Source organism: Siminovitchia fortis (assembly GCF_003605365.2).
GTDB lineage: Bacteria > Bacillota > Bacilli > Bacillales > Bacillaceae_C > Siminovitchia > Siminovitchia fortis.
On sequence record NZ_QYTU02000001.1, the window covers coordinates 127,915 to 139,423 of the forward strand.

Annotated in this window: 9 protein-coding genes and 1 riboswitch; of the genes, 2 read left to right on the top strand and 7 right to left on the bottom strand. The window is 45.4% G+C overall.

The annotated features are described in order from the left end of the window. Positions 1-10 precede the first annotated feature (10 nt). Both D4N35_RS00715 and D4N35_RS00720 read right to left on the bottom strand, forming a co-directional pair. Complete coding sequence (locus tag D4N35_RS00715) at positions 11-1,072, bottom strand: M24 family metallopeptidase (RefSeq protein ID WP_120068420.1); 1,062 nt, start codon at positions 1,070-1,072, stop codon at positions 11-13. 127 nt (positions 1,073-1,199) lie between these two features. Beyond that, positions 1,200-1,682, bottom strand: coding sequence for a YqhR family membrane protein (locus D4N35_RS00720; protein ID WP_120068422.1), 483 nt, complete (start codon positions 1,680-1,682; stop codon positions 1,200-1,202). A 378-nt stretch (positions 1,683-2,060) separates the two neighbouring features. On the opposite strand from D4N35_RS00720, the gene D4N35_RS00725 reads away from it, so the two are divergent. After that, positions 2,061-2,414 carry an SA1362 family protein gene (locus D4N35_RS00725; protein WP_120068425.1) on the top strand — a complete coding sequence of 118 codons (354 nt, stop codon included), beginning with the start codon at positions 2,061-2,063 and terminating at the stop codon, positions 2,412-2,414. A 20-nt stretch (positions 2,415-2,434) separates the two neighbouring features. Here the strand turns inward: D4N35_RS00725 and D4N35_RS00730 are convergent, their stop codons facing one another. Both D4N35_RS00730 and D4N35_RS00735 read right to left on the bottom strand, forming a co-directional pair. After that, on the bottom strand, positions 2,435-3,319 hold the full coding sequence (locus D4N35_RS00730) for a patatin-like phospholipase family protein (protein ID WP_120068428.1): 885 nt from the start codon (positions 3,317-3,319) through the stop codon (positions 2,435-2,437). A 580-nt stretch (positions 3,320-3,899) separates the two neighbouring features. Further along, positions 3,900-6,455, bottom strand: coding sequence for a vitamin B12-dependent ribonucleotide reductase (locus tag D4N35_RS00735; protein ID WP_120068432.1), 2,556 nt, complete (start codon positions 6,453-6,455; stop codon positions 3,900-3,902). Between the two features lie 421 nt (positions 6,456-6,876). On the opposite strand from D4N35_RS00735, the gene D4N35_RS00740 reads away from it, so the two are divergent. After that, positions 6,877-7,257 carry a rhodanese-like domain-containing protein gene (locus tag D4N35_RS00740; RefSeq protein ID WP_120068435.1) on the top strand — a complete coding sequence of 127 codons (381 nt, stop codon included), beginning with the start codon at positions 6,877-6,879 and terminating at the stop codon, positions 7,255-7,257. A 47-nt stretch (positions 7,258-7,304) separates the two neighbouring features. Here D4N35_RS00740 and gcvPB read toward each other — a convergent pair whose 3' ends face one another. Genes gcvPB through gcvT form a run of 3 tightly spaced genes read right to left on the bottom strand, consistent with a single transcriptional unit; the run spans position 7,305 to position 11,233 of the window. After that, entirely contained in the window at positions 7,305-8,765 is a 1,461-nt protein-coding gene (gcvPB, locus tag D4N35_RS00745; protein ID WP_120068438.1) for an aminomethyl-transferring glycine dehydrogenase subunit GcvPB, read from the bottom strand. Continuing rightward, complete coding sequence (gene gcvPA, locus D4N35_RS00750; protein WP_120068965.1) at positions 8,762-10,105, bottom strand: aminomethyl-transferring glycine dehydrogenase subunit GcvPA; 1,344 nt, start codon at positions 10,103-10,105, stop codon at positions 8,762-8,764. Before gcvPA ends, gcvPB begins: the two co-directional genes overlap by 4 nt. A gap of 21 nt (positions 10,106-10,126) precedes the next feature. Continuing rightward, positions 10,127-11,233 (bottom strand): glycine cleavage system aminomethyltransferase GcvT, encoded by a 1,107-nt coding sequence (gene gcvT / locus D4N35_RS00755; RefSeq protein WP_120068440.1) that lies wholly within the window; start codon positions 11,231-11,233, stop codon positions 10,127-10,129. 173 nt (positions 11,234-11,406) lie between these two features. Further along, positions 11,407-11,499, bottom strand: a riboswitch (glycine riboswitch). Between the last annotated feature and the right edge of the window lie 10 nt (positions 11,500-11,509).

Here is an 11,509-nt window from a genome sequence, read left to right on the forward strand (position 1 = left end):
CCAATGCAAATTATAAAATAAGCAATTCTTTTGTTGAGTGCGTCAGCCTCTCGCTGCCGGAATCGGTGATCAAAATGTCATCCTCAATCCGGACCCCGCCCAAATCGGGCAGATAGATACCCGGCTCGACAGTTACCGTCATGCCCGGCACCAGCTTCGTCTCCGACCGGGGGGACAGTCCCGGCCCTTCATGAACCTCAAGGCCGATTCCATGGCCCAAAGAGTGGCCAAAGTATTCACCATAGCCATGTTCGGAAATCAGGTCCCTTGCAATCGCATCCGCTTCAATTCCCGTCATGCCCGGTTTTATTTTCTCCACTGCTTCCATTTGTGCCTCAAGAACGATTTGATAAATCTCTTTGAGCCGTTCGGAAGGCTCTCCAACAGCCACTGTCCGGGTAATATCTGATACATACCCTTTATGCAGCGCGCCGTAATCCAAAGTGACAAAATCACCCGATTCGATCACCTTTTCACTTGCCACACCATGGGGCAGCGCGGATCTTGAACCGGAAGCGACAATGATATCAAAAGAAGAAGAGGTTGCCCCGCATTTCCTCATGAAAAATTCAAGTTCGTTGGCGATTTCAATTTCACGGGTTCCCGGCTTGATATAGTCAAGAATATGCTTAAAAGCCGCATCCGCAATATCCGCCGCTTCTTTGATAACAGCAATTTCGCTTTCCGTCTTTATCATGCGCAGTTCTTCGATCAGGTCAGACACCGGCACCAATTCGGCCTGCAGGCCTTCCTGAAACTTCATCCATTCAGAATAAGTCACATAATCCTGTTCAAAACCAAGCTTTTCAATTCCGTGCTTTTCCGCTTTTTCAGCTATTTCCTCAATGATTGAACCGCTATGCCGGATCACCTCATATCCTTTGGCCTGGGTTTCCGCCTGTCTGGTATACCTGAAATCGGTAATGAAATACGCGGCATCACTTGTAATCAGGGCAGCTCCCGCCGTGCCCGTAAAATTTGTTGCGTACCTGCGATTATACGGGCTTGAGATTAAAAGTCCGTCAATGTCGAGTTCAGTGAAATACCGCCGTATTTTTTCAATTTTATTCATTATTATTCTCTCCCTGAATATAAGCTCTTTCCCTTTGAAACAGGGCTTCTGAAGGCTAGAAAAAATAGGATTATTCTGGCATAAACAGTTTAACATAAAAGAATGGAAAAAACATGAATAAACCTCGTCATTGTTTCAGCTTCAGCTGCTTTAAATAAATAAATTCCTCGTATTCGTAGGATATTGAATATCCGATAAAAACCCCATACAATATATAAGCGCATAGTCCAGTCAATATTGAATTGATATCATATTTTAATAATGACTTCGTTCCGGGAAACAACGGATACAGGACAAAAAAAACAAACAGAAACAATATAACCCCGTAAGCAGCACCCCACCAAAATGATTTTCTTTTTCTTAACGTCCCATAATAAAGAAGCGCTGCCAAGATGGAAACAAGTCCATATAATAAAGCGGCCAGCAGTATTCCTGCCCAGCCGTCCTTCCAACCGCCGTTCCAGGGAGCAAGAATGACTCCAGGAGTAATCTCAGTAAAATTCAAGTAATATACTGTGTAGCCTAACAGACTTCCAAAAACCCCTGCAATAAACCCTGTGACCACTGCCATTGTGATAAGCGGAACCGCATAATAATTTTTTTCTTCCATGATAACCACCTCATCCATAGCATGTCCTTTATGTCTAATTTGTTTCATAAAGCTTTTTTGTCTGGTGATATTTACATTTATTTAGTAAAATATAGTTAGATACTTACTCAGAAGCTTTACGGAGATTCGAATTTTCAATGAAAGACATATTATAAATACGTTCATTTAACCCTGGGTGATTAACGTCCAGGGTACAATTATCAAACAAAAGCGGCAAACAGCCGCTCAGGCGAGCAAAGACGCTCTTCCCCCGTTTAAAACATAGTTTCTGGTGGAAAAGGAAAGTGAGGACCATTTCACTTAAATCTCAAAACTGATTATGTATAAAGGATGTTCTTTTTGGGAAAGATATCCACTATTCCCGAGGAGGTGGCGCTCTTGAAAGCACGGAATTGGATCATAAGCGGAATTTTCATTTTTGCTGCAATTGGACTCGGCTCCTACTTAATAAATAACCCTGTTGGTTTATTTAAACAGATCTTATTTATGGGAGCGGCTGTTGCTTTCGTATTTATCATCTACCGGATTTGGACAAATAGATCCCAAGGCGGCAGAGAGAAAAATGCGTTTGCGAGAGCAGCGAAACAATCCAAAATGCGGGCGAAAAAACGAAAGTCCGCATCGCAAACAAGCAACCATTTTCGAAATCGACCGCTTCGCAGACGGTCGACTGCCCACTTGACTGTAATAGAGGGAAAGAAAAGCAAGAAAAAAGACAGAGCCATATTTTAATCTGTCTGCCAAGTGGGATACTAATATGTCCATGATTTTAAGAACTGCTCAGCCCTTGCCCGCCCTTTTCTCAAAAGGGCTTCTTTTTTTTCCTCGTTTATAGTAAATTCCGCAGCAAATGTTTCTTCTGTTGGAATAAAAATAATATTTTGTTCATGTTTTCTCGAAATATATTTTGCGTCATGAGCATCTTTCATCGTATGAAACAATGCTTCAAATAGCTGCAGGCCATTATTAATCGTTCGTTTTGGCTGCTGTTCCATACGGTGGCTCAATTTAATGCCAATAACAGGCCTCAATTGCTTCTGATTTTCCTTTTGAAAAAGCCAGATTGGAAAATTGCTCAATATACCCCCATCCACGATGATATTGGTACCGCTGAGTGAGCGCAGTTTGACCGGTTCAAAAAAATACGGGATGCTGCAGCTCATCCGAATGGCACGCGCGACCGGATAATTTTCCTTCGGTATGCCGTATTGCTCCAGGTCATCCGGCAGAACAAGCATCCTCCCTGTTGACAAATCACTGGCAATGACTCTCAGTGTTTCAGGCGGCAAGTCTTTAAACGTATAAATCCCTTTCTTTGCCAACATCTTGCCGAGCCATTCCTCCAGCAGATCTCCACGATACAACCCCATTCTGAAATAGAGCAACAGCCATCTTGCCAGATGAAATGGCAAAAACGTTTTCCTCTGGTCCAGGAAATCATCCATCTCCATTTCCTTCATCATGTCCGCCATCTCTTTGCTGGTATACCCGGCAGCAATCAAAGATGCGATGATGGCCCCTGCACTCGTTCCGGCCAACCTTTTAAAGGTTAAGCCCCTCTCCTCCAACACTTCATATGCCCCGATCAAAGCGACCCCTTTGATTCCTCCGCCGGAGAATACGCCGTCAATTTCCATTTTTTGTGCCGCCCTTCCTCGTGTTGTCTCTATATTGATATTAAGGAAGGGCATATATTAAGAACGCTTTAGCAGAAAAAAGCCGGCCGTTTATCGGCCAGCTTTTCCGTTAGGTTGTGAGTAACTTATTTGTCACTTAATGCATCGTCCGGCTCCAGCGCCTATCGACTAGCAGACTTCACGCTTAATGTGCTCCTGCGGCGTAGCTTATTCGAGGATGTTTGGCTCACCTCGTCGCAAAGCTGCACGACGCCAACTCGAGGAAGCATCACACGAGGCCATCTCAAGTAGTAGCTTTCCTACGATAAGTCAACATCGGCTCCGACGCACAGGGTGTGCTAGTGCAGGCGAAGCGACAGGACGTCGCTGCTTGAGCCTGCCTTCGTCGCCGTGTTTCCTTTATCTCGTCAGAAGCGCTCCAGTGTCTAGCTTCAGACGGCAGGGGCTCGAGGTCGCTTCGGTCAAACCAATGAAGTCAAAGAACGACTTCACAGGTTTGCCCTCCAGCGCTTGTCGCCCCTAAACGGCCGTCTTCCGCATTTCAGTCTGTACGTCGATAAACAGGCGCTTGCGCCTTTGTTTAAATCCCGCATTTCAACTGTGCATTGCAATTATCACATGTATTGCATCCGCCGATTTCTTTAACTTGTCCTTTTCGGCAGACAGGGCATGTATTTCCGAGCTCAGAACCGATTGTAACGCTGGTGGACCTGAGGTCCTGGATTGTATCGACCAGGACGACAGGACGGTCAGCCTGTTTCTCGTCTTTTTCTTCTTCTGAAGTATTTTCTTCTGCTTTTAATGTAAGGACCTGTGAATCCCGGCTTCCGTCTACATAGACCGTACCGCCTTTTGCCCCGCCTTTGTACAAACGTTCGTATACTGCTTCCACTTGTTCCACTGAGTATCCTTTCGGCGCATTGACCGTTTTTGAGATGGAGCTGTCAATCCATCTCTGGATGACACACTGTACATCAGCGTGGGCTTCAGGAGACAGTTCCATTGCTGTTACAAACCAATGCGGCAGGCTGTCCTCTTCCGCCTCTGGATGCTCCTTCAGGTAATCCTGTACAATATCAGCCTTGACTTCGATAAATTTTCCGAGTCTTCCGCTTCTGTAATAAGTGAAGGAGAAATATGGTTCAAGTCCTGTTGAACACCCGATCATCGTTCCTGTGGAACCAGTTGGCGCCACTGTCAACAGATGTGAATTCCGGATTCCGTGTTTCTTGATTGCTTCATGGATATCTTCCGGCATGCCCTTCATGTAGCCGGTTTGGGTGAATGCTTCACGAAGTTTCGCTGTCTCATCCTCGTTTTTCCCATTTAAAAACGGGAAACTTCCCTTTTCTTTTGCGAGTTCCACCGATTCGCGATAGGCAGTTGTAGCGATCACTTCAAACACTTTGTCAACGAGCTCATTGCCTTCCTGCGAACCGTATTCTTTCTCGCAGTAAATAAGCAGATCCGCCAATCCCATGACACCAAGGCCGACACGGCGCTCTCCAAGTGCCTGCTTTTTATTTTCTTCGAGAAAATACGGCGTTGCATCTATGACATTATCCTGCATCCGGACGCCTACCTTGACCGTTTGCTTTAATCGTTCAAAGTCGACTGTCTTATTTTCACGGTCGGCCATCCGGGCCAAATTGACGGCTGCAAGATTACATACGGAATATGGGGCCAGCGGCTGTTCGCCGCATGGGTTAGTTGCCACAACTTTTTGGCCGTAGCTTCTCGCATTTGTCATTTCATTGGCATTGTCAATAAAGAATATTCCGGGCTCAGCAGAATAGGTCGCGCAAATATTGATGAGATTCCAAAGCTCTTTCGCTTTGATCTTTCTATAAGTCCTGACTTTGTAGCCAAGCTTTTTCCATTCACGCACATCGCCGACTTCATGCCATTTCTCATTATACGCCTTCATTTCTTCTTCGCTGTAATTTTCAACATCAGGGAAGCAAAGCTCGTACTCACCGTCATTTTCGACAGCGTCCATGAATTCCTTCGTAATGCAGACAGAAATATTGGCTCCAGTTAAAAATTCAGGATTATGGACGGAGTATGTGCCGCCTTCCTTCAGCTTCTCTTCTGCGTTGCGGAATATTTCTTCGCTGAATCCGCCATATCCCGGCATTGTCCGGTAATTAAGCACTCCCTGGTACATCGCTTCTTCCGCCTGCGTCAACGGAGTAAATTTCAGTTTATCCTTTGCATGCTTTTTGATGATTGGATCGTTTGTATTCTCGATTAAAAAGCGCAAAATTCTTGGATTCTGCATTTTGGAAATGATGAATTCCACGATATCCGGATGCCAGGACGCGAGCATGATCATTTGGGCTCCGCGGCGGGATCCGCCCTGTTCGACCAGATGCGTAAGCTTTGCAATATCGTCGAGCCAGGATACGGAGCCTGATGACTTACCATTGACGCCCCGTGCAAGTGTATTGCGCGGACGTAAAGTGGAACCGTTCGTACCGACGCCCCCGCCGCGGCTCATAATTTCCATCACTTGTTTTCTGTGCTCAGAGATGCCTTCGCGTGAATCCGCCACAAAAGGCATAACATAGCAGTTAAAATAAGTAACGTCGGTTCCTGCACCGGCTCCATAGAGCACCCTGCCGGCCGGAACAAAATTCAAATTGACAAGCTCTTCATAGAATTTCTGAAACCATTCCTGTCTCTTCTCTTCCGTTTTTTCAACTGAAGCAAGGCCTGTTGCATTTCTTTTGGCAATCTGCTCATAAAAGACTTCTAGCGGCTTCTCAATGATGTCGAGCGGGCGGACAATGACTCCTGTTTCCCTCTCTTTCTCGTCTTCCAGCGCAGTAAGGAATTCTTCCTCGACGATAACTTCAGCATTTTTTTCTTCCCAGTCGATTGATTTGATGAATCCGAGCCCTCTTGCCGGAAATTTAGGATCTTCTTTTATGGTCAAAACGACGAAGTCACCGACAGACAGAGTGATTTTTTCCGTATCCTTATATGCATATCGGTCAATCATGACAAGCCGTGAAACGCCTTTTTGGGTGAGTTTCATGTCGGGTGTAATCGGATGTACATGTTTGAATAATTGGATGTCTTCATTGAGCCTCTCTATGTTTAAGCTCGGTTTTTTTGTAAATGCAACAGACATTTTGCCAACTCCTTTATAAAAACGATTTGAAGAATGTTTACTGTTTGTATGTATCTGTCATTGATAAGTTACCATATTTATATCCCGAAAATCAATCCTTAAACACAATATATTGATTTTTATTTAAAATAACTATACTATATGTTGTGTTTTCAGAAATAATTGATAACGATTTGTCAAATCTCCAAATGCGAGGATTTGAAAGCAAAACAAAGCGATCGCAGGAAATTCTCCCATAAACCGATTTTTTTCAACAATTTTAGACTTTTTCTTTAATTGACAGATTAACCGGATTATACATGCCGTATGGACCCTTCCGGCCTTCATTTTTCCAAGGGGAAAGTACGGAGAAAACCTTTGATTCATTGTACTGTGCCGAATATAATAGAATTAGGGTATATACTAGAAAGGGGCTTTTACATTGTCATTGCTTTATACACTGCTTATTATTTTGGGGGCTGTTATTGTATTTTCCTTGTATAATTATTTTCAGCAGAAAAAAATTTTAAAGACGCTCAACCAAGATGACTTCCGAGCCGGATATAGAAAAGCGCAGCTGATTGATGTCCGGGAGCAAAAAGAATATGAGGGAGGGCATATACTTGGCGCGCGCAATATCCCCATGTCTCAATTAAAAATGAGAATGAAAGAGATCAGGAAAGATAAACCTGTTTATTTATATTGCCAAAGCGGTTTGCGAAGCGGCAGGGCTGCCCAGCAGCTGTACAGGAAAGGTTACCGCCAGCTCTATCATTTGCAGGGCGGATTTAAACAATGGACCGGAAAAATAAAAAGCAAATAAAAAGAAAAATGGAAACAGCCTCTTCGATCATGAAGAGGCTGTTCTCTTTATTCTTTACTATAACGCAGAACCGGCTTTCTGGCCGCCTGTGTTTCATCCATTCTTTTAACGATTGTACTGTGGGGTGCTTCCTGGACAATTTCAGGATTTTCTTCGGCTTCCTTGGCAATTTGGATCATCGCATCGATAAATCCGTCCAGCGTTTCTTTCGATTCTGTCTCGGTCGGCTCGAACATCATGCACTCTTCCACATTGAGCGGGAAATAAATGGTTGGCGGATGGTAGCCGAAATCAAGCAGGCGCTTGGCGATGTCCAATGTTCTGACCCCAAGTTTTTTCTGGCGGGATCCGCTTAGCACAAATTCATGCTTACAGTGCGTGTCATACGGCAAATCGTAATATGGAGCAAGTTTTCTCATCATATAGTTCGCATTCAAAACGGCATATTCCGTTACGGCTTTAAGCCCGTCGGGACCCATTGAACGAATGTAGGTATAAGCCCTCACATTAATGCCGAAGTTTCCGTAAAACGGCTTTACCCTTCCGATGGCGTTCGGCCTGTCATAGTCGATGATAAACTGATCATCTTTTTTGGTGATGACCGGCTTTGGAAGAAATGGAATCAAATCTTTTTTCACGCCGACCGGGCCTGATCCGGGCCCGCCGCCCCCATGCGGACCGGTGAAAGTTTTATGAAGGTTCAAATGGACAACATCAAAGCCCATGTCGCCGGGACGGGCTTTTGACATGACCGCATTCAGATTGGCACCGTCATAATAAAGCTTGCCCCCGGCTCCATGAACGATTTCTGCCATTTCGAGAATTTGTTCCTCAAACAAGCCGAGGGTATTTGGATTCGTCAGCATCAATGCTGCCGTATCCGGCCCGACAAGCGACTTAAGATGCTCCAAGTCGACGAGTCCGTCTTCTCCGGAGCGGACCGTTATGGTTTCAAGCCCTGCGACAGTGGCTGATGCCGGATTGGTTCCGTGAGCGGAATCCGGTACGATGACCTTTGTCCTGTCCGTATCACCGTTCGCTTCATGGAAAGCCCTGATCATCATGAGGCCGGTCCACTCACCATGGGCTCCTGCAGCGGTTTGCAGAGTGACTTCGTCCATACCCGTAATTTCTTTCAAATGTTCCTGCAAATCATACATCAGTTCCAAAGCACCCTGTACAGATGACTCAGGCTGAAGCGGGTGTATGTGGGCAAAGCCCGGAAAGCGGGCGACAGCTTCATTGATCTTTGGATTGTATTTCATCGTACATGAACCGAGCGGATAAAATCCTGAGTCAATTCCATGATTATGGGTCGACAGCTCGGTATAATGCCTCATGATATCCAATTCGGAAACCTCGGGCAAATCAGGTTCCTCTTCCCTCAAATATCCTGATGGAATGCATTGCTCAATATCGGCTTCAGGAACGTCGAGGCCGGGCAGACTGTACCCTATACGCCCGGGTGTGGATTTTTCAAATATTAACGGCATAACCACTTCACTCATTGATGATCCCCCAATTCTGTAATAAATTGATCGATCTCTTCTTTTGTCCGCAGCTCTGTTACTGCAATAAGCATATGGTTTTCAAGCTCCGGATAATCGCGCCCCAGATCATAACCGCCGATGATGCCTTTTTCAAGAAGGCTTTCATTCACCTCATGAACCGGTTTGTTAAGCTTCACAACGAATTCGTTGAAGTGATACCCATCCAGAGGAAGGTCAAATCCTTTTTTCCTGAAAGCTTCTTTCGCATAATGCGTTTTCTGAATATTTTGGGCGGACATCTCTTTGACGCCTTTTTTTCCTAATGCGGTCATCGCCACAGATGCGGCCAACGCGTTCAGCGCCTGGTTCGAGCAAATATTGGAAGTGGCCTTGTCTCTGCGGATGTGCTGCTCCCGTGCCTGCAGCGTCAAAACAAAACCTCTTTTTCCTTCCTCGTCCACTGTTTGGCCCACCAGTCTTCCCGGTACTTTTCTCATCAATTTTTTCGATACGGCAAAATATCCGCAATGCGGTCCGCCAAATGCTGCCGGTATCCCAAATGGCTGGGCATCACCTATGACAATATCTGCGCCAAGGCTTCCCGGAGAGGCAAGAATGCCGAGCGCCAGAGGATTGCTGGATACGACGAATTGCGCTTTTACATCATGTACAAGCGGTTCAATGTCCTTCAATGGCTCAATGAGACCAAAAAAATTCGGATATTGGACAACGACAGCAGCAACGTCTTTGTCGAGTTCGGACTTCAAGGCTTCCATGTCTGTCAAGCCATCCTTGTACGGGATTTCAACCACGTCGATATGCTGACCCTTAGCATAAGTTTTCAATACTTCCCGGGATTCGGGATGCACGGTTTGCGATACAAGCACTTTTTTGCGTCTTGTATGCCCGGCGCTCAGCATCGCCGCTTCGGCAAGAGCAGTGCCGCCGTCGTACATCGAAGAATTGGCCACGTCCATTCCGGTAAGTTCACAAATCATTGTCTGGAATTCAAAGATAGCCTGCAGTTCACCCTGAGAAATTTCCGGCTGGTACGGAGTATAGGCTGTATAAAATTCCGACCGGGATATTACATGGTCTACAATTACCGGGATATAGTGATCGTATACCCCTGCCCCAAGGAAGCTTGTATTGTTTATCAAATCGGCATTTTGGGCTGCAAGTCCTGCAAGCTCTTTCATTAATGCCGTTTCTGATTTTGCTTGTTTTATATTGTATTCGCCTTTGAACCGGACCTTTTCCGGAATATCGGAAAACAGCTCATCAATTGAATCCGCTCCGATCGCCTCCAGCATCTCTTTTTTATCCTGCTCTGTCATGGGCAGATAACGATGTTTGATCATGTTCCATTCTCCTCCATCCTACTTTTTTGGGCGCTTATAAAACGGTGTCTGAATGATTTTTGCTTTCAGGCGTTTTTTACGAACTTCTATTTCCACTTCATTTCCCTCTTCATTATAGTCAGCGCCGATTAAAACAAGGCCGATATTTTTCTTCAATGTGGGAGATTGTGTTCCGGAGGTGACATAGCCAATTTCCTTATCGCCCGAAAAAACCCTGTAGCCGTTTCTCGGGATCCCCCGGTCGATCATTTCAACTCCTGCAATCCTTCTTTCCACACCTTGTTCCTTTTGCCTTTTCAAAGCCTCTTTGCCGATAAAATCGGCCTCTTTATTCAACTTGACGGCAAAACCAATTCCCGCTTCCAATGGTGTGATTTCAGGTGAAAGTTCCTGTCCGTACAATGGAAGCGCCGCTTCAAACCGCAGTGTATCCCTGGCTCCCAAACCGCACGGTACAAGCCCTTCATCCTTGCCTATTTCTAAAAGGGTTCTCCACAATTTCTCCGCATCATCCGCTTGGCAATAGATCTCGAATCCATCCTCGCCTGTATATCCCGTACGGGAAACCAATGCATGGGCACCGTCCAGTTCCACATCATGCCTGAATTTGAAAAAACCGATGTCATCCAAATTTGTATTTTTCGAAAGCTTCTGCAGGATTGACTGGGCTTTCGGACCCTGGATGGCGATCAATGCATATTGGTCCGAAACATTTTCAACGCTGACGCCTTCAGGTGCATGTTGCTTTAACCATTCATAGTCTTTTTCGGTATTTGCAGCGTTGACGACGAGGAAATATTCTTCTTCACTCAGCTTGTATACAAGCAGATCATCAACCACACCGCCATTTTCATAACACATCGCCGTATAGAGGGCGCCTCCGTCTTTAAGCCTGGAAAAATCGTTCGTCATCATTTTTTGCAGAAAGTCGAGACTGTTTTTCCCCTTGACAATGATTTCACCCATATGGGATACATCGAAAATACCGGCATTCTTTCTTACTGCCTCATGCTCTTCTTTAATGCCGGAAAATTGGACCGGCATGTCCCAACCGCCAAAATCGATTGTCTTGGCCCCATATTCTTTATACAAAGGATATAATGGGGTCTTCTTTAATTCGGACATTGTTTTTACATTCCTCCTTGGATTTTAGTTTGCTGCTGTGCAGTATAAGGGCATAAAAAAAGACAGAAAAGCCCCGTAAAAGGTTTCTCTGTCTTGGCACCTGAAAGTTTGACCGGGTGCGTTCCGGCTTTCCCCTTTGGTGGCTCCACTGCGTGGAACACTCTCCAGAGCTGCGTCGGACAAGAGTCTTTTTGCCTGAGAGATTCGCGGGATTTGCTTGCTCCTTCGGCGCTGTTTTATGTCACAGTCTCTCCTCTTGCCTTCATTCGCCTATAT